At 52.2% G+C, this 19,559-nt stretch carries 18 protein-coding genes; 6 read left to right on the top strand and 12 right to left on the bottom strand.

Annotated elements, in window-relative coordinates:
- From EV12_RS10225 to EV12_RS10270, 10 genes are all read right to left on the bottom strand, one after another.
- Positions 1–283 (bottom strand): RNA recognition motif domain-containing protein (locus EV12_RS10225; protein WP_036915050.1); only part of this gene is annotated, 283 nt, incomplete at its 3' end.
- Between the two features lie 446 nt (positions 284–729).
- Positions 730–1,014, bottom strand: a complete 285-nt coding sequence (locus tag EV12_RS10230; protein WP_036915035.1) for a hypothetical protein — start codon at positions 1,012–1,014, stop codon at positions 730–732.
- Positions 1,015–1,024: 10 nt separating this feature from the next.
- The gene (locus EV12_RS10235) at positions 1,025–2,878 is read right to left on the bottom strand and encodes a DEAD/DEAH box helicase (protein WP_036915052.1); all 1,854 of its coding nucleotides are present in this window, start codon (positions 2,876–2,878) and stop codon (positions 1,025–1,027) included.
- 108 nt (positions 2,879–2,986) lie between these two features.
- On the bottom strand, positions 2,987–3,370 hold the full coding sequence (locus EV12_RS10240; protein WP_036915053.1) for a phosphomannose isomerase type II C-terminal cupin domain: 384 nt from the start codon (positions 3,368–3,370) through the stop codon (positions 2,987–2,989).
- Between the two features lie 13 nt (positions 3,371–3,383).
- Positions 3,384–5,114 carry an ATP-dependent DNA helicase gene (locus EV12_RS10245; protein ID WP_036915036.1) on the bottom strand — a complete coding sequence of 577 codons (1,731 nt, stop codon included), beginning with the start codon at positions 5,112–5,114 and terminating at the stop codon, positions 3,384–3,386.
- Entirely contained in the window at positions 5,111–8,935 is a 3,825-nt protein-coding gene (locus EV12_RS10250; RefSeq protein ID WP_036915037.1) for a UvrD-helicase domain-containing protein, read from the bottom strand. The genes EV12_RS10245 and EV12_RS10250 overlap by 4 nt, the downstream gene beginning before the upstream one ends.
- Before the next feature lie 431 nt (positions 8,936–9,366).
- On the bottom strand, positions 9,367–10,545 hold the full coding sequence (locus EV12_RS10255; RefSeq protein ID WP_241466619.1) for a YbfB/YjiJ family MFS transporter: 1,179 nt from the start codon (positions 10,543–10,545) through the stop codon (positions 9,367–9,369).
- 338 nt (positions 10,546–10,883) lie between these two features.
- Positions 10,884–11,456 carry a methyltransferase family protein gene (locus tag EV12_RS10260; RefSeq protein ID WP_036915039.1) on the bottom strand — a complete coding sequence of 191 codons (573 nt, stop codon included), beginning with the start codon at positions 11,454–11,456 and terminating at the stop codon, positions 10,884–10,886.
- Between the two features lie 86 nt (positions 11,457–11,542).
- Positions 11,543–14,854, bottom strand: coding sequence for an exodeoxyribonuclease V subunit gamma (locus tag EV12_RS10265; RefSeq protein ID WP_036915041.1), 3,312 nt, complete (start codon positions 14,852–14,854; stop codon positions 11,543–11,545).
- On the bottom strand, positions 14,848–15,549 hold the full coding sequence (locus EV12_RS10270) for a metallophosphoesterase (RefSeq protein ID WP_052039605.1): 702 nt from the start codon (positions 15,547–15,549) through the stop codon (positions 14,848–14,850). Before EV12_RS10270 ends, EV12_RS10265 begins: the two co-directional genes overlap by 7 nt.
- Before the next feature lie 46 nt (positions 15,550–15,595).
- On the opposite strand from EV12_RS10270, the gene EV12_RS14700 reads away from it, so the two are divergent.
- Positions 15,596–15,970: a hypothetical protein gene (locus EV12_RS14700; protein ID WP_241466621.1), complete on the top strand. Its 375-nt coding sequence runs from the start codon at positions 15,596–15,598 to the stop codon at positions 15,968–15,970.
- 176 nt (positions 15,971–16,146) lie between these two features.
- Here the strand turns inward: EV12_RS14700 and EV12_RS10280 are convergent, their stop codons facing one another.
- Positions 16,147–16,884 (bottom strand): pyridoxine 5'-phosphate synthase, encoded by a 738-nt coding sequence (locus EV12_RS10280; RefSeq protein ID WP_036915042.1) that lies wholly within the window; start codon positions 16,882–16,884, stop codon positions 16,147–16,149.
- A 110-nt stretch (positions 16,885–16,994) separates the two neighbouring features.
- Between EV12_RS10280 and EV12_RS10285 the strand changes: the two genes are divergently transcribed.
- From EV12_RS10285 to EV12_RS14290, 5 genes are read left to right on the top strand one after another with little or no spacing between them, the layout of a single operon-like run.
- Positions 16,995–17,732, top strand: a complete 738-nt coding sequence (locus tag EV12_RS10285) for a lysophospholipid acyltransferase family protein (RefSeq protein ID WP_036915044.1) — start codon at positions 16,995–16,997, stop codon at positions 17,730–17,732.
- A gap of 26 nt (positions 17,733–17,758) precedes the next feature.
- Positions 17,759–18,295: a hypothetical protein gene (locus EV12_RS10290; protein WP_036915046.1), complete on the top strand. Its 537-nt coding sequence runs from the start codon at positions 17,759–17,761 to the stop codon at positions 18,293–18,295.
- Between the two features lie 56 nt (positions 18,296–18,351).
- Positions 18,352–18,585 carry a BolA family protein gene (locus tag EV12_RS10295; RefSeq protein ID WP_036915048.1) on the top strand — a complete coding sequence of 78 codons (234 nt, stop codon included), beginning with the start codon at positions 18,352–18,354 and terminating at the stop codon, positions 18,583–18,585.
- Positions 18,586–18,606: 21 nt separating this feature from the next.
- On the top strand, positions 18,607–18,930 hold the full coding sequence (grxD, locus tag EV12_RS10300; protein WP_011130467.1) for a Grx4 family monothiol glutaredoxin: 324 nt from the start codon (positions 18,607–18,609) through the stop codon (positions 18,928–18,930).
- Positions 18,931–18,967: 37 nt separating this feature from the next.
- Complete coding sequence (locus EV12_RS14290) at positions 18,968–19,144, top strand: hypothetical protein (RefSeq protein ID WP_193742216.1); 177 nt, start codon at positions 18,968–18,970, stop codon at positions 19,142–19,144.
- Positions 19,145–19,311: 167 nt separating this feature from the next.
- Here EV12_RS14290 and EV12_RS10305 read toward each other — a convergent pair.
- The coding region (locus EV12_RS10305; RefSeq protein WP_241477280.1) for a hypothetical protein at positions 19,312–19,559 on the bottom strand (248 nt) is incomplete at its 5' end.

The raw sequence follows: 19,559 nt of genomic DNA on the forward strand, positions 1-19,559 counted from the left end.
CGCCGTATCCACCACGGCCACCGCCGCCACCACCTGTGCGTTCACGTGGTGTTGCTTTATTCACACGAATCATTCGCCCCATCCATTCGACGTCCTGAAGATCGTCAATCGATTTTTGTTCGTCTGCATCGTTTGCCATCTCAACGAAGGCAAAACCGCGCTTGCGCCCCGTCTCTCTATCGAGAGGGAGACTGCATGTCTTGACTTCGCCGTATTGGCTGAACAGGTCGAGCAAATCCTCCTGTTCCGCCTGGAAAGAGAGGTTGCCTATGTAAATGGTCATTCCTAAAAGGACCGATGGGATTTGATCAGTGAAGCCTTGGTCCGAAAAGGAAAGTCCTTGAATGCTGGAGCTTGAAAGCCGAAGCCTAGGGAGCGAGCCGTTTGGGGCCGGTGAGCTGATGCTGATGCTCACCTAAGTTACAGGGGAGCGAGTCAGAAGCTCTCAAAAAGCCACAAGACATACAAACAAGCTGTGGTCTGGCGACAAAATCAGGCGATTATCAAGAGTGGCTAATAAAGAATTTGAGGAGGGATTCTCATTCTTCTCAATCTTGGTCTAGCTGCGATGGTGTGCTGAACCAAGGGAGTCACCAGAATCTGCTTAACGTTCTTTCGAGCAGAACAAAAATATTTAAGAAGTACCGTTCGAGTTGATCAGAATGATTGAGCTTCTTAATCAAAATCGCTTTCAAGCCAATGTTCAGATCAACACATTCAAAAGCTGGTTTAAATGTCGTAGTGGGAACTTGCCTTGGCTTGGCATTTGGACTGGGCTGAACTGATGACTTCACCGGCATTCAACTGATCCAAGAAGCATTGACAGGTGAACTGCCCCATCCCAGCAGGAGGTGTCTTGCCTGCATTGGCCATGGCTGCGTTAAAGCCCACTAAGCACATTGTGGTAATAGCGTCATCGTGCTCGCTGCTTTGAGCTAGACCATGAGCCGTGGACATGCCAAAAAGGAAACTGCTCAGACTGATGGATAGGCAGATACGCTGCAAAAGAGCCATCGACGCTGAATTAAGAAGCGCGCTGGATGTGCAACTCTCGATTCATCACCCTGAGACGTTTTAGATCTTTAAAAACATCCTCAGGCATTCCCTTGGGAAGATCCACCAGACTGTGCGACTCAAAAATCTGGATGCGACCAATCATCCGGCCTTCAAGCCCGGATTCATTGGCGATGGCACCAACCAGATTGCCAGGCTTGACACGATCGCGATGACCGACTTCCACGCGAAACCGCTCCATGTGCTCTTCTGGCGGTCTGGATGAGCGCTCAGGCCTTCGGCCAGAGCCACCACGACTACTTTCGTGACGATCGTTGCGGCGGCTTCGCTGAGTTGATTGCTGCAACCAGCCCTCATCAGCCTGCACCAAGATTGGACCTGGGCCAACAGCAAGCTCTAATGCTGCCAGAGCCAATTGCTCTGGACTGAGGGTGAGTTCCTGAACAACACGCTGGATCAGCTCCTGGAGCAGGGCTGTCTCCTCGGAGTTATCTCTCTCCGTCTTAGCGGCAGTGGTGAGGCGTTGACGAAGGCGATCAAGACGACTCTGGTTAATCGCTGCATTGTTGGGGATATCCATCGGTTCGATAGGTTGACCTACAGCACGTTCAAAGCCGCCCACAAAGCGACGCTCCCTAGGGTTCACGAACAAAATGGCCTCTCCACTGCGGCCAGCCCGGCCGGTACGCCCGATGCGATGCACATAGGCTTCGCTATCAAAGGGGATGTCGTAGTTGATCACCAGGCTGATGCGATCCACATCTAGGCCTCGAGCGGCAACATCAGTAGCGACCAAGATATTCACACTGCCTTTGCGCAAACGTTCAACCGTTCGTTCCCGTTGATTCTGAGGTACATCTCCGTTAAGCACGGCCACATCGTGTCCCGCTGCTTCCAGTGACTCAGCCACTGTGAGAGTAATCACCTTGGTGCGGGCAAAAATAATCACTCCCTCACCAGTGAAAGCCTCAAGAACCCTTTTAAGGGCTTCAAGCTTGTGGCTGTTCTGGAGGGTGATACATCGATGACGGATGAGACGAGCCTCCTGATCACGGTTCTTGATCGTGATCTCTGCTGGTTCGCGTAGGTAACGCTTCGAAAGTCGACGAATCTCTGATGGCATCGTTGCCGAAAACAACACCATCTGACGTTCATCAGGCAACTGCTCCAGGATCCATTCGACATCATCGATGAAGCCCATACGCAGCATTTCATCGGCTTCGTCAAGCACCAAACACCTCAAACCAGAGGTGTCGAGAGTGCCCTGCCGCATGTGATCCATCAAGCGGCCCGGGGTGCCTACAACAACATCCACGCCACGCTTCAGCGTATTGATCTGAGAGCGAAAATCGGCGCCGCCATAAACCGCCAAAACTTTTAGATGCGGATGGCCAACGGCATAAGCACGGAACGAATCCGCGACCTGCATCGCCAACTCCCGGGTCGGGGCCAACACCAACACTTGGGGACGACTGCCATGATCCTGAAGCCGCTCGATCAGGGGCAACGCAAAAGCTGCTGTTTTGCCTGTTCCAGTCTGAGCCTGACCAACTAGATCACGACCCAGCATCAATTCTGGAATAGCAGCTTTCTGAATTGGAGAGGGCTGCTTATAACCCTTTTCTGCAAGGGTCTTGAGCAACGGCTCACTAAAGCCAAAACAATCGAATTCAGAAACTAACTCTGTCGCTTCAGGATCTTCACAGACCTCAGCGGCTACAGCGACTGAGCCATCGTCTGAATTGTCCTGATTCGTAGCCTCAGCCAAAGTGGTTAAACCTTCATCCAAGCTTGTCGGAGAGGTTTCAGACTCGCTGTTTTCAGCTGAACACGAGACGTCCTCGTGCGCTTTTGTATTGGTCATCGAGAAAAGGCGTTGTCTGCCTGATTGATCCTTTAAATCAGGCAGACAACGCCCCATACGCGGATACCCGCGTTGTGCTGCCTCGCCTTTTCTTCAAAGGTTGGGGATCTAACTTATCACCCGTCCGTAGTCATCCTCGAGGCGTTCAATATCTGATTCCTGCAATAGCTGACCATGTTGAACCTCAACGACCACCAAATCGCTTTGGCCTCCACGAGCTCGGTGAAGCACTCCCAGAGGGATATACAAGGTGGTGCCAGCTTGAGCATCGTGCCAAGTGTTTTTACAGAAAAGCTGCCCCTGGCCTGAGACCACAGTCCAATTTTCACTGCGATGTTGATGGCGCTGAAGGCTGAGCTGTTGACCGGCAAAGACCAAAAAACGCTTGACCTTATAGCCCTCTCCTTCGAGCAGATCTTCATACCAACCCCAAGGGCGCTCAACTCTCTGGGGATCCTTACTCATGCCTCTGCTAGCAGTTGCGTTCAGCATGGCGGCGTCAACCTCAGCCGTCACTGCGACTAAATGGGGTTGCAGTGACGAGATCCACTCGCTGGCGCGCGCGCGTGATAGCGGTGTAGAGAAGTTTCCTCTCGAAGCCAGAAGCGCTCTCACTGCCATCGGAGCTGGTAGCCGACACAGCCGAGGTTTCCGGCCAGAGAAGAATGACATGATCAGCCTCACTCCCCTGAGACTTATGAACCGTAAGAGCCAAAGCTGGCTCCACCATGCTCAATCGAGCCGGGTGGATAAAGCGTGTGGTGAGTCCTCCCTGCTCAGAGATCACGCGAAACAGGAGGCGCAGATTGTCTCCTTGACCTACCACCAAGCCAACGTCACCGTTTGCTAGCCCCAGTTCCGCTTGGTTCTCGCAACACATCACCGGCGTTCCCAACGGCCAGCGCATCACTCCAGCCTCAAGGCTTTGACCCAACAATGCGCGATGCACATCATCGACTCCCCAAAAACCACGACGTTTCGGACAAAGCACCATCAACCGCTCGAGAGAATCCAGCAAAGACTCAGCTGCAACGGCAAGATCAGTGTTGATCATGGTTGAGGTATAAGCATCATCAGGCAGCTCGAGCATCAGTTGGGCGGTGAGTCGTTGCAGTGTTCTGCAGTGCTCCTGCAAGTGCTGAACTAAAAACCTTGGCATGCTGCTGAGGTTGCATTGATGCTGTTCAACGTTCGCTGATTTCGGCAGAAGAGAGAGTTGTTGCCAAAAAGCAGAAAGGCCCTGATTACACAGAACTCTGCTCAACGTCGCTAGTGAACCGCGGTTGCGATAGAGCTGATGCAGATGAATAGCACCATGATTGAACTGTTGGCGGATATCAGCCTGTTGGAGTTGATGCCAAACCGCTCCACTACCAACTGGAGGCAACTGATCGGGATCACCAATCATCACAAGCTGACTATCAACAGGAAGGGCGTTTAACAACGCCTGCATCAGGGTGAGATCTACCATCGACATCTCATCAATAACGAGTAGATCAAGCATTAGGGGGTGTTGTTGATGCCTACCAAACCCACCAGGCCTAGCCTGAAGCCAGCGGTGAAGGGTGCTACAAGGCAGGCTGGTCAATGCCTGCCGCTGGGGGGAAGGGATTGTCTCAAGCCCCTTGCGAACAGCCTCCTCTAGGCGTCTTGCCGCTTTACCTGTGGGAGCAGCAAGACCAATCCTCAGGCCTGGTCTCAACGTGAATGCCCGCGCCAGCATTTGCACGATGGTGCTGGTTTTCCCCGTACCCGGACCGCCACTCAACAACACCACGCCATGGTTATCGATGGCTTCTACGGCTGCCTGCTGTTCAGGATTAAGCCCATCCAACAAAGGAGGATGATGCGATGGTGTGGTGCAGATTGAAGTCGGTTGAACAACATTTGACCTGTTGATCAACTCCTTGATCACAGCGTCCATGTCACCATGCCAACGACGCCAACTCAATTGATTGCCGTTTAAAAGCATCGGAGAAGCCGAGCCTTCCAGCCAGCCACTAGCCAGCAGGGCCTGACAATGAGCCTCAGGCCATCCCATGGCTTTGAGTTCTTGAGGGGGAGACATCGCAGTGAGATTCAGCTGCAGCTCACCGCGAGCCAATGCATCCATCAACGCGTTGACCAAGTCCTCGAGATGAACTGATGAAGCCTTGGGCGGGAGACGCCTCAACAACGTTTGATGCAGTGCTCTGGAGAAACCTGATGGCCAAGTGGATGAATCGCTGCGAGTCATTGTCCTCCGTTCTTGAGCAAGCGATCCAAAAGCAAAACCCGCTCTAATGGTGCGGACTCCACAATCAATCCAGGTGCTGGTTTAGTAAGGGAGCGACCGTTCATGGCCTTAGCGCCTGGGACACCTCTAAGAAAAACGTAGACGTATCCGCCCAGATGGCGCTGTGGTTCGTAACTTGGCAACCTCCAACGCAGAAAACGATGGAGTGCGACCAAATAAAGATGGGATTGAAGGGGGTAATGATGAAGAAGCATCTGCTGCTCCATTGCGGAGTCGTCGTAATGGAGCGGACCACAAGCGACAGCCTGTCCCTCTGGATCACGCCGACCGATCCAGTTGCTTTTCCAATCAGCAACCCACCAACGAGCTTCTAAAGATTCTTCTGAATCGGTGAACACAAGATCAATCGAACCGGTAAGAAAACCACGACTGCAGACATTCAGACCTTTAATCATCCCGGCATAGGACAAACCAAAGCGAGCCAATGGATTCAGATGAAAAACACTGGCCAAATCAAACGAACGCAACACCTTGCCTTGATGAGCAATTGGCAAATCAAAGCTGAGTTCATGAATGCGACGTTGACCATGCAGTTGATTCAGTCGCAAGCCTCCCAGGGAACCACCAATTGGAGTACTCAACACCCTGTCAAGACCATCCTGAACTGAGGCGAGCAGAGTGATGTCAAGACCTGCGCGTCGTAGCTCTTCTTCAATCACGATGACGGCATTCGGATCTTGCAATGGCTTGCAGAAATCCAGTCGTTCAAGAATCCGGTGTAAGCAATCCCCTGCTGCAGCACCACGAGGGAATTGCCCCAGAGGGCCCTGGTCAGACCAGTTCAACGTTGGATTTGAGCGAGAGGCATCAGCAATCGCACTCTGATCTTGAAGTTTGAGCATGGGTTCAAGCTTCTGCTGATCGCTATCTCGACCTTCTTCCAACTCCAAAGGATCAGCAGGAGCACTGCCGTCATAAGTGTGTGCAGCAGACACCCAAGCGGAATAACTACTGCGACCCCAAGACAGATCAAGGCGCCGTTGCGGTGTTGGGCCAAGAGCTAATTCGCCTTGAAGCGGCGGTGATTGCCAGCGCTGTTGCATCGACTTCAGTTGAGCCGGAACAACAGTGATCGGCAACTGCTGGCGATCAAGCCAAGCACTCATTCGTTCTGGAGTGAGATCCTGCATCGCTAAATCGATGGCATCCACACCAAACAGCCAAGCGCTGAGGGGATTGCCTTCCTGTTTGGCCCCCCGAGCCCAAATCAACATCAAAAGAGAGCAGGCTCTTGTGATCGCCACATAGGCAAGACGTTCGGCTTCCTGCAGGGATGCTTGATGAGCCTGCTGTGAAAGCTGCCATCCCTTCCCCCAGCCTGTGCTGAGCGCTACACACCAACGCGACTCTGAGCTGGATCTCCACAAGGGGCCGCGGGGGAGGGAGGGGGCTTGCCAGAGGTAGGGACAAATCACAACGGGATATTCCATCCCCTTGCTGCGATGCACTGTGACCACAGCAACCGCACTCTCGGCTACATCACTATGAGGTTGTCGAGCCTCTGGAACAGTATCAACAGGTTGTAGTCGTTGGCGACGCAACCAATCAGCTGCAGTAGACGCATCCAAGCCTTGTCGATGAATCACCTCCTGTACAAGCTGCGCACATTGATATAAGTCACCTAAAAGGCGTCCTCGTTCTGAGAGATCAGCAATTGTGCGGCCTTCAAGTAACTCCGCTAGGCAGCCCATAAGACCAAGGCGGGGAAGATTGATGGCCCAATTCCTGAAGCGAAGGGCTAATTGATCGAGCTCACCATTGCATTCAGCTTGAGCGAGCTGCTCTGTGTTCCATTGCATCAGAGCTGAACAGGCCAAAAGCTTCAAACTGCTGCTTTGAGCGGGCCTAGCCAAACAATCCAGAAAACGTTGTAAGACCTGGGCCGCTTCACTGGTGAGAACATCCCCCTGGCTAACAAGCCGAGTGGGCACTCCAGCGACAGCAAGGCCCTGGCGAATGCTGGCTGCCTGTCGATGACGACCAACAAGTATGCAGATATCAGAAGGGCTGAAGTTGTATGAATCACTCTGAAGCAAATCCAAAACAGCATGGGCAACAGCCGTTGGGATCTGTTCTTCCAGGTTGGTTTTAGAGGTCAGTGGAACAGGTTGCGCACCTGTTGGATGAGTAGCTTCATCAAGATTGAGCAGTTGAAGTGGGTGAACACCAAGGGGCAAAGGCCTTGGTGTTGCTTGACTACAAGCAGTCAAAGATGGAACATTTAGTTTTGAACGCCTCAAACCTGGAGCCATCAAATGGTTTAAGCCATCAAGCAATGGAGTCGTTGTACGGAAGTTATCAAGCAAGACGTCGATGCGATCAACCTTTGAACGTGCATCCATGTAGGTGTTGAGATCACCGCCACGAAATCGATAAATCGCCTGCTTAGGGTCACCAACCATCAACAGAAGATGGTCAGGGCTATGTGCAAAGGCCCCTTCAAGCAGACGCCATTGCACAGGATCCGTGTCTTGAAACTCATCAATCAAGGCAACGCGATAACGCTGTCGTAACGCCTCAAGCCATGGTGCTTGTTGAGCAGGATGGCTTTGAGCGATGGTCTCGGATTGAGGATTGGGATCCAGTGCAGAGAGAAGCTCTGCGTAGCTCATCACACCCCGCTGCCTGCGGCGCTCAGCTAACGCAGACAGCCCCCAATGCAATGCATGATTCCACACCTGTTCAGCAGGGCCATCACAAAGATCAGCAATTGATCTCTGCAGTGCAGGCATCAGAGGAGTGGGGTTTTCTTCGCCGCTACGCCGAGCAACAGTGCAAACAACAGCTGGATGAAAGTAATCCGTAAGCAAGGATTGATCACGGATCGCTGCGTAGCCAGGAGTAAAAGGCTGATCAGAATGTTGTGGTTGTTGGGAGAAAGCTTCAAGCCAGCGATTGAGGATGGCGAAACGATCTTTTTTGGGCTTAGGGCTAAAGGGTTTTGTGTCTTGAACACCAAGAGACCGCCAATCAGCAGCTCGACTCGATAAAGCGACATCCAATTCAGATCCGTGTCGTTTCCAGTGATCAACAAACTGTTGCCAACACTGCTGAAGGTATGAATCGAACTGGCTTGATAGAGGTTGTGAAGACTGCAGATTGCTGGGCTGAGTTTCAAGAGCGAAGCTGGGATCGCTATCGAGTTTGAGCAAACCTTTTGCCAAGTTCTCAACGCTCAAGCCAGCATGAAGAAGTCCGCCTACATGCTGGGCATCGAGAGCTAAGAGCTGTTGCTGCCAATAGTCATGAACAACTTCTAGAACAAGTTGTTGTCCGGAGTCATCCAGGCGTGGGTCCATGACAGCACCACTCTCAAGAGCCTGACGACGCAAGGTACGCCTGCAGAACCCATGGATGGTTGTGATATCAGCCTGGTCAAGACTCTCGAGTGCCACCAAGAGGGAGGAGATCCATTGATGCCGTTGAGATACATCGTGCTCCTTGCGCTGAAGCCATTGCTCCAGAACAAGATCAGGCGGCTTGTCAGTAGCGCCCTGATCGAGAGCTTCAAGACCTTCAAGAGCATCCTCAAGACGTTGGCCAATGCGGGAGCGCAGCTCTGCTGCAGCGGATTCAGTGAAGGTCACCACCAATAGTTCACTAATTTGGTGGTGACCTTCGGTGAGCAGTCGTAAGACCAAATGAGCAAGAGCAAAAGTCTTGCCTGTTCCAGCACTGGCTTCTAGTAAGCGCAGGCCAGGTCCGAGAGGGTAATCATTGGAATGGAAACAAGATTCTGGTTCGCTGCTTGCATTAGCCATTGCAGTACAGCAGAGCTAATTGGTGAATCTCACCGATCATTCTCTGCCTTTGACATCGCATTTACCAAAAGTGCCTAAAGGCGTTGAAAAACTCAACTTACCAACCACTTTAAAACAAGTCTTGACTAGTAGCTTCAAATATAATTATTGTTAATTATTTCGTCCAATCTGCCAGAGATCTCTCCATCCCAAACAAGCTCTGATGGTCATAGGGTACGCAATCGATTGGTGAAGAATATTAATTGTTGATCCTGTTATCTACTGATTCCGTATTGGGCTTATATAAAAAGTGACAACATACTGCACCCTACCTCAATGATTCTCTTATTCCACTGTCTATCGATTTCAATGAAGCATCAATAGGATTGTTCTCTCTACTTGCATTTCAGACATATAATCTCATCAGATTTGGCTAAGCCGTAACAGAACCCTCAATAACTAGGGGCTTTTGAAGAAGCCAATCTTTGCAATAGTTCCATGCTCAACTGAACGACCAGAACTCCAATTCCTATTAAAAGAACTAAATTAAGATTGGTACTTGCAAGATGAGCAAATGAGAAAGAAAAGCATGCATAACCGCAACCTGCCAAAGAAACCATAACGGCCCACACGCGTCGATGAGCCTCAGCAGATGGCAAAAACTCTCCAAGCCTGTCATAAGTAAGAGTGGCCGTCATCCACATCCATACACCAATCAGAAACGTTGCTAAAAGGATGATTGAAACTTCATCGCTAAAGAAAAACAGCAAGCTGGCCAGAAGTCCAATACAAGACACCAATGGGAGCATCAAGGATGTCGGCCATCGGCGCGGTAAAAAGGCTGCTGTGAGTGCCCCAACCGTAGAGCCCAATCCAAGTAAAGCTAAAGAGTCACTGCTTAAAGAAGAGGCTTCACCAAATTTCTGAGCAACAACGATCGGTGCATAAAGTGAAATCGGCACTTGCCCCGCTCCTACTAACAGCCCGCCACCTACGACCAGAACCACAACTCGCCAACGATTACCTGGTTTTATTGCACTTAAGTCAGTTGAGCTCTCAGCAGATTGAGATTGTCCAGAAGCAGATTGAGACTGTATTGACTTGCTAAGCAACCAAAGCACAGGCAATGCCAATGCCATCGACAACAAGGCCAAAACGACCCAGGCGATCGTCGCCGAATGATGGGCAAAGAGGCCAATTGCAGAGGCCCCAAGCAATGCTCCAATCCCTCCTCCCGCAAGAACCAAACCTGAACCTCGGCGTCGATAACGCGAATGCAAGCCAGTAAGAGCAATCGCTGGGATTCCACTAATCAAATGGCCTGCTGCAAAGCCTGCACAAATTCGAGCAACTGCTTGCCACAAAAAACTCGATTCAAATGCCTCCAGCCAGAAAGACAGCGGCAGCAGCAATAATGCAAGTATCATCATACGCAGAACAACTTTTCGATTGCGTATCTGCGAATGGTGCAAAGAGCCCAATAAATAAGCAGCAAGATTTAAGCCTGCAAGATCTCCCATTCCAGTGGTACTGATCCAAGCTTCATCGATCATGAAGCGTCCAACTGCCCCAAAATCAAAGCGGGCTATGCCAAGCCCGATTGCAGTAGCACAGCTACCTGCAATCACCATAAGATTGAAGGGGCTAAGGTTATTTTCAGCTTTTTGTATCAAGATAACTCCGTAAAAGTTGGTGGGAATCTCGTAAGCATTGCCCACTCCCCATTCAAGTTACTTTTGCAGCCAAGAACACTAAAGTCAAAAAAGCTTAACAATGGTGGGCAGGATAGATTTTGGCGTAGCCTCTCAAATCATCATTGCTGATTTCACTTTTAAGAAGCTGGTCTGTCTTAAAATCTCAGGCCTTAAGTATCATACAGAATGAAGCTATTTTAAAATGGCTCAGCCCCAATTATATGCACCTCTATCCAATACACACCCAACCCAAAAAAAGTAACTTTTAATCCCAATCAGCTTCTCCAATCCAGCAAGGGCAACCCAGGGATGATCGCCGCAGTACTAGCGCGATAGGCGCTGTATTCAGGATGCAAGATCAGTAACTTTCGCTCCTCCCGCCGAGCCTTGCCTCTCAGCAAAAGGCACAGCGCAAAAAACAACGCCACATGCAACAGGCTGCCAAGCGCAATGGCTACTCCAGCGGAACACAGCAACAGTGCTTGATAAAGCGGATGGCGGCAGCGTCGATAGGCCCCCTGCGTTACCAGGGCAGCAGTGGGCTTTGGATCAGGCAGTGGTGAAAGGCTTGCACCAAGACGCCAAAACGCTTGAACCACTAACAACACCCCCACACCAAACAGGCATGCTCCAAAAATGGCAATTGGCAATGGCCAGCTATAACCCCAACGCACTAAAGAAGGCCAAGGGGGCAAAAGATGGGCTGCAATCAGGATGATCTGTGCCAACAGCCACCACTCACCCTGGCGATTATCCAGCCAGCCACCCCAACTCAGGCCCCAACCAGAAAAAGCCTTACCCAGAGACTCTGCTGCGCTTTGCTTTGAAGAATTTGACATCGGAGCCATCCCTTGTTCTGTTCACACAAGTCTGCGCAGACTGAATAACGAAAACCTTGCATGACCTTCAAATTAATGGTCAGCCGCAATGACTTCTAGATCGCCAATGCCTCAAACAAAGGACCATAGAGGCTTGTACATGCCTGCTCAAAACCAGCGCTGTTGAGAAGCTCTGAAGCTTCGCAGTTCACCCCAAAGCAGAGCTGCATCTCAGCCCGTTCACGCTCACCCTGACCATTGAATCCGCCACTCCAAGACTGACGGAAGGCTTCTTCTCCCCTACCAGCCGATTTGTTGTTGGCGTTGGCGTAAGCCCAACCACTCATCGGTGGCACCGGCCAACACTGACTCAAGCCCTGAGATGCCAAAGCCTGCAAGGCCATGAGCTGTTCTCTTGCTTGCTCGGCTGGAAGTGGCTGCCAACGCAGAGCTATCTCAAATTGATCCTTCTTGGCTGCTGATCCACAACGGGCGACGACGACAGTTGCCGCCGTTTGCGTGTGATTTGCGCAAACCTGCAAATGGCTTAGCCATCCCTCCATCACCCCCCTTGACTTCAACTGACCTGGCTGAACCACCACAACCGTGTCACCAGCCCAGAGCATTTGCCTAGAGCCATCAGCCAACTCAAGACGTCGTGTCGAGCATGGTCCCATGCTCAGCAGCGTTGCCTGTAAATGCTGCCAACGCTTTTCGAGCCGTTCGCACTCCAACGTCGCAGCTGCTCCTGGAGGAAGGGTGCCTTGACCGGCATAGCGATGCTTCCAATCACCTGCTTCTGATTCCTGCAGCAATGCATTCTCATCCGTAGGGAGATTGCCAAGCAGCTCTAACAAACGTTGCCGGAGCAAACCATGCCGATGCCATTCATCTAGATCGAGGGTCTCAAGATCTTCAACAGGATCAAGCCATTCACGTGGTGTTAACTGAAATTGCTCCAACCAAATCAGTTGGGGAGCGATTAACCAGCGCAACAACAATTCAGATGAGACAACCGCAGAAGCCTCCAATGACACCGAGCTCCAATGCATAGGCAGAGCAAGGGCAAGGGGTGGTGGCGCAAGAGTTGTATCCAACCAGCGGCGCGCCTCGAAATGGCGATAGTCACAGCTAGCAGGGGGTTGACTCCCCTGAGATAGAAAATTACTGCGATCAAGGGGATTGGCGGCTGGTTCTCGACATAGACCCTCAAACGTCTCATCGCTAAGCTGATGCTGTAGCTGTCCAAGCCATTGCTGCACAGGACTAGCAGCTGGGCGATATTCGCCAGTGTGCTCATCGCGGCTGTTCCAGGTAATCAGCAGATGCTGTCGGCTCGACATCAATGCTTCCAAAAGCACATAACGATCTTGATCACTACTGCGTGGATCACCTAGCTGACGCTGCTGCTCCAGTACATGAAAGCCAACGCGTTCGCGATGGCGGGGGAACACATCGGCGTCCAATCCCATCAGCACAATCACACGATGAGGGATGGCACGCATCGGCTCCAAAGCACTCACTGTGAGGGCACCAGTGCGATGTCCAAACCGACCGCTATCTGCAGAGAGAGCTTCATTCAAAACATCTGCTACAACACCTGCTTCCAACAGCAACGGGCAGTCAGCACCAATCTGCCGCCAATCCTCCAAAGCGATCAACAGGCACTGCCGCTCCCAAGCCCAAGCGCCGCCATCACCAAACAACTCCTCGACAAAGCCCTGTAAGAGCTCTACCCAAGCGCCACAAGTTCGAGCACGACGAAACTCTTTCAGCTGCCGGCAAAACTGAGCCAAAAGCTGCCACCACTTAGCAAGCTGATCTGGTTCCAGCCCCTCTGCAAAGGGTGCTGCTCCCCCAGGCGCCAGACCTGGTGTGCTGGGCAACACCAAGCCAAGCAGCCAGCGATCCAGGCACCAACTGAGGCTATGGGTCTCATCACCACCACGCTCCTCGGCATCAAGGCCCCAGCGAAATCCTGTGCGTTGTAAACAGCGACTAAGGCTACTGGCATCGTCCTGGCCAAAGCCTTGCTGCTGCTGTATTGCCGGATTAGCGAGCAAACCTTCAAGGGCGGTGGCAGTCAATCGCTCGCCTGCGATCTGAAGCAGTTGCAACATCCCCTGCGTCAGCCCAGGGCTGTCCTGCTGGCTGCGATCTGTGAGCCGCCAGGGAAGCTCCACACCAGTAGCTGCAGCATCGTTGAACACCGAGGCGAGCAGAGGAGCAAAACGATTGACCTGTGGTGTCATCACCAACACATCACGGGGTTCGAGGCTGGGGTCGGCAGCAAACCATTGCAAGATCTGATCGCGGACCAACTGCACCTGGCGCCATTGCCCAGGGCAAGCCAAAAACTGCAAAGAACTGTCCTCTTGCCTGCGCCGCAGAGGTTGATGATCCTCTGGCAAGACAAGCTGCTGCTGAAGCTGCTCAAGCAACGTAGGTTCTTGTCCAGATTCACAGGCCATGGTGGCCGGCGCAGCAAATAGATCACCCTCCTGCCACTGACCAAGCTGACTCTCACCGCCACCTTCCAGCAACTGCTGAAATTCCGCGCCCATTCGTCCAAGGGTGGCTTCTAAGCGCGGCGCTTCGAGCAACCAAACACCATCAGCTGGCTCGGTCCACTGATGCCCCAACGTCTCCCTTCTGCTACGACATCGCTGCCAAAGATCCGGACAGGGGGTCAGCAGAAACATCTGTACATCCACAAAACCCGAGAGAGCCTGAATTAACTCCACTTGCACCGGAGCCAAACTGCTCAGACCAAAAAATCGCAGTTGACGTGGCAATGCCATGGCGGAATGGTCTCCGCTGCGCAGCTTTGAAACTGCCCTATGCACCTGAATCCCGAACGGTTCAACCTGCAAACGTTCAGCCAATAAACGCAGCAACTGCGGTTGCCAGCGCAGGGTTAAAGGCATCTCCTGCGATGAGGTCAAAAGCCGATCACTGCCCTGCAGCCATTGATGGATCAACTTGGGGCGATAAAGCGCGTAGTCGTCAAAGGCATCGGCGATGCTTCTCGCCAGCTGCCATTGCACTCGGTTGAGGTGGCCTGGCCGGGATGGCTGTCGATTGACCCATTCTCGCAATGGCGCAGCTTCTTCAGTCTCCAAAAGCTGTGGCAACAAATCAAGCAGAGGCCAAACGAGTCGACTGGCCCGCCAGGGGTCTTCCGCATCACAATCGATCCCCAAGACCATCCGAACCAACTGCCGTAAGCGTGATCCTGGAAAGGGGAATCGCACCAAAGCACTGATGCCATTCACGCTTGCCAACTGTTCCCCCAGCCAGCGGCTTGTGGGCCAGGTGTTCACCACGACATCCACTGAGTCAAATAAACCTGGTGGTGCCAGACGCAACTGCTCCGCCAACACTCGAGCTAACCACTCCGCTCTGTTGCTGCGGTAGATCGTCAGCAAGGCTTAGCAGAAACCAGGGATGATGATGTAGTCGTCTCGCGAGTTAACGCCTCTTTGAGCTTGTCGACATCGCATGACAGATGCTTATTCAACTTGCGCTCACCGCAGACCTGAACAACAGCATCGCGTTCGGGGCAATAGGCGCTCAGCAGGCCTCCGTAGCAAGCTCCCGTATCAATCATCACGATATGGCGATGGCGCTCCACCTGCGGACGAGGGGTATGAGCCACGATCACGCGTCCATAGCGACCGTCGTAATTCTCCCAGAATTGCTGACGAATGCTCAAATCAGGATTGCCATGGAGGTCAAAGCCAGCGTGAGTCGCAATCCATCCCTTGGCTTTGTAAACAAGAGGAAGCCCTTTCAAGCGGCTTAACCACTCTCGAGCCTGGCAATCACCCAATTGCCGGTACGTGTCAATCGCCAGCAAAGCAGCCTGGCCATCCTGAGGATCGACCTCCAGACAATCGATCAAATGTTGTTCATGGTTACCACGCAACCAATGAGCACCACCGCGACAGACCATTTCCCAGGCAAGCAACATGGTGGCCTCAATGGCAGGCCCTCGATTGATCACATCTCCACAAAACACGAGCTGATCTGAGCTGGGCAGCAAGGCGATGAGCTCTACCAAGGATTGATAACAGCCATGAACATCCCCAATCACCCAGTGACATTCGCGGGGTGAGTTCACAATCGGAGCAGCATTCTCTTCAAGATTCTGACTGGGCAGTAGCCATATGTCATCGCTACTGCGTACGGTGAACAGTCTTGAAGTGGTTGATTTGGATCCACGCACGTTGCCGGTTCTGAAACGAGTGGACTTACTCGTTAAAGCCCTCAATGGTGCTGAGCGCACCAATGAAGCTTTGGCGCGTTGCGAGGATGCAGACTCCATGCTGGACGTACTTCTAGGTGCCGCAGCCAAGCTTGACCTTGGTCTCACCCGGGAAGATTTGATGACCACACCACCAATCCGTGACTGGATCTGGTGGAAGGAGAAAGAGGCCCTGATTACCATCGGTGAAACCAAGCCCCGTTACAAACAGGACGATCGTGCCTCCGCAGAGAATTCAACTGGACGTCGCACCTTCCTAGGGTTGTTCAGATTCTGATTGCTCAATGTTGGAGGGCCTGTTTTAGGCTTCAGTAGAAGGATCAGTAACAGTCGAGACCGCCGTCACTGCAAGCTGATAGATCTTTTTTACTAAGTCAACAGGCTCTTCATCGCATAGTTGCTGAGTAAGCATTGATTTGCAGCGATTAAATAATGCCTACTCATCTTTGCTAACTATCCGAATAGAGGTTCTCGTCGGGGATTCTGGACAAGACGCTTCATCTCTCTTACAGCTTCTTGAAGGCCTACAGCGATCGAACGGGCCACGATCGTATGACCGATATTCAATTCTTCAATCCCTTCAATCGCCGCCACGGCTTCTACATTCTGATAAGTGAGGCCATGCCCAGCATTCACCCGTAAGCCAAGGCTGCGGGCTCTTGCTGTCGCTTCAGTCAAGCGTGCAAGTTGAAGAGATTGATCAGCCCAACAGGCTTCGGCGTAAGCGCCAGTGTGCAGCTCTACCCAACGAGCACCACTCTTACAAGAGGCCTCCAGTTGTTGAGAAACAGGATCCACAAACAAGCTGACGGGAATCCCTGCAGCCTGCAGCTGATCAACCATGCCTTTAATGGATCCCTGCTGGGCAGCCACATCCAAACCTCCTTCTGTGGTCACCTCCTCCCGTCGCTCTGGCACGAGGGTCACCATGTCTGGTTTGATTTTTAAAGCAATCCCCACCATTTCAAGAGTGGCTGCCATCTCCAAATTGAGACGACTGCGCACTGTTGCCCGAAGCAGTTCCAGGTCTCGATCCTGAATATGTCGGCGATCTTCTCTTAAGTGCACTGTGATGCCATCGGCGCCACCAAGTTCCGCCATTAGAGCCATGGGCACTGGATCGGGTTCCACGGTTTGGCGAGCCTGGCGCACATTGGCAATGTGGTCGATGTTGACCCCGAGACTTGCCATGAAGAAAGGGCAACAGGCCTGATCCTATTCAGGATGATTGGCCGCCATCTATTCTCTAAGGGATTTGATCGCCTGTTCAACTGCCCAATCACGATTGGGTTAAGAGGTTCTTGGCCTTTAAGTTCGGATGTTTGAACTCGCCAGAGACGGTGTCATCGGCCCTAGCGACTCGCGAAAATTCCCTTGGTCTTGGGATAGACCCATTCTTGGCACCCGTTGCCATGGTAACGACCCAAGACATCGTCTTGCGTCACTACTTTCGTGAGCGCATCGTTCTGGGTCAGGACAATCTGCCAAAGCAAGGACCGGTGTTGCTGGCTCCAACCCATCGTTCACGCTGGGATGCATTGATGTTGCCGATGGCCGCTGGCCGTCGGGTTACGGGTCGTGATTGTCGATTCATGGTCACCCTCGACGAAATGAAGGGTTTGCAGGGATGGTTCCTCCATCGCTTGGGATGTTTCCCCGTAGATCAGGTCAAACCTTCGCTCACCAGCCTGCGCTACGCCATTGATCTGATGGCCGATGGTCAACAAGTCGTGGTCTTCCCAGAGGGAAAAATCAATCGCAGCGAAGAACCCATTGAGCTTTATCAAGGTTTGGCACGTCTGGCCCAACTTGCTCAGAACCAAAACATTGATGTCCAAATCGTGCCGGTTGGTCTTGGCTATAGCGAAGTCATCCCAAAAGCCTGTGGACGGGCATCAATTTGCTTCGCAGAACCGATGAAGATCCTGGGGACTGGTCGTGAGGCGGTCAAAAGCTTCAATGCGGAACTATCCAAACAGATGCATGCAGCTGAACAAGCTGCCCTCCATGCAGTAGGCCGTCTGAAGAAAGCACCTTAAAGTTCCGCCCATCTGTTCTTCAGTTCATGCGTTGTCGCCTTCCGCTGACGGCCCTTGCTCTTTCCGCTGGCCTAGCTCTCTCATCTGGTTCAGCACTAGCTCAAACAGCAGCTTCATCCAATGACAAGGTGCTGGCCCAGGCTGGCGGTGGATTCAATGTGGCAGCAATTCAAACCCTCCTGAATCAAGGAGATGCTGCTGTATCCGCTGGGAATCTGACTGAAGCCCGAAATGACTACGACAACGCTCGCGATGCTTCAAAGCAGCTGCTTGCCTTTTATCGGGACCTCAGTGGAGCCTTCCGCGGACTGGATGCTCGTATCCCTCGCGAAATGGATGCCAAAGGGCGTAAGGCCATGGGGCTGCTTGCACAGGCCAACCTTCGCCTTGCAGCACTTTTCCGCCAACAAAACCAACCTGAAGTCGCTGTACCGGTTTTGGTAGAAGTGGTGAGAGTGATGTCCCCCTCCCGCCCCGAAGGCCAAAAGGCCTATCAGAGCCTTCTGGAGCTGGGCTTCGTAGAAACCCCCTATGCCGGCGCCAAGCTGACAACTCCCAACTGAGTCAACTTTCGACTTGGATCTGCCAGCATCAAGCTTTGAAGTCAACATTGGTCTCCATGGTTCAATCCGATGAGGTAGGTGCAGCGATCCGGCTAGCCCTACCTGATGCCCAAGTCACCGTTGAAGACCTCACTGGTGGCGGCGACCATCTACAGGTGAACGTCATCTCAAATGCCTTCGCTGGCCTTTCCAGGATCCGTCAGCATCAGTTGGTCTATGGGGCCCTCAAAGATCAGCTCGCCAGTGAAGTCATCCATGCCCTGGCCTTAAGCACGTCTACTCCCGACTAAACCCTCTCCCCCTCGTTTCCGATGGATCCCACTACCAAAACCCGTATAGAAGCCCTGATCCAATCAAGTCCGATCATGGTGTTCATGAAGGGCACAAAGCTGATGCCACAGTGCGGCTTCTCCAACAATTGCGTGCAGATCCTCAACTCCCTCGGAATGAGCTTCGAAACCTTTGATGTGCTCTCCGACATGGAAATACGCCAAGGCATAAAGGACTACTCCAATTGGCCGACGATTCCCCAGGTTTATGTCAAAGGGGAATTTATCGGCGGATCAGACATCTTGATTGAGATGTACAACGCTGGAGAATTGGCCGAGAAACTTGAGATCGCCCTTAACAGCTAAAAGTCAAAGGTTTAATTGGTTAAGTCTTAGCAATTAAATGCCGTCACTACTCGCCACAACAACCTTGCAAACAAATCTCCTCTATGGAGTAGCTGCGATTGGATTTTTTGCTGGATCCTGGTTTTTGGGTCGAGCGATCACAGTGATCACCAAAGGCAATAACCCTTTAGTTTGGCGGGGCTGGAAGAAAATGTTTGGCCTTAAAAAGGACTGAACTACTCATCAGCATTGCCCCGATTGGACATTCCTATTAGCCCTAGATGGCTTGCGGGAAGGCCTTAAACGAGATACTTCTCCAAAACTTAGAGAAGCTGGCCCATGTTGGTGGCCATGGATATGGATCCAATCATGGGCACCACAGCAATAGAAAAGAAAAGGCAGCTAGCCAATTCCTGGAATATGAAAAGGGAGCTTGTCGTCAAAGGCCACTAGCCAGCGCTGCACCGCTGGCACACGCAACAAAGCCAATGGCACAACAATATTCAGAGCAATCCAGACGAAACCAAGGATTGCTCCGATTCGTCCACTCTTCTTGAGCAAACTCTCTTTCGGCTGCGGTTCGTCCATCGAATCACCGCTCATCACGCTTTCTGCATTATGCCCTCGACCAACAAGGAGGCTCATTGGAG

The sequence above is a fragment of the Prochlorococcus sp. MIT 0701 genome (genome assembly GCF_000760295.1).
In the GTDB taxonomy this organism is placed as follows: domain Bacteria; phylum Cyanobacteriota; class Cyanobacteriia; order PCC-6307; family Cyanobiaceae; genus Prochlorococcus.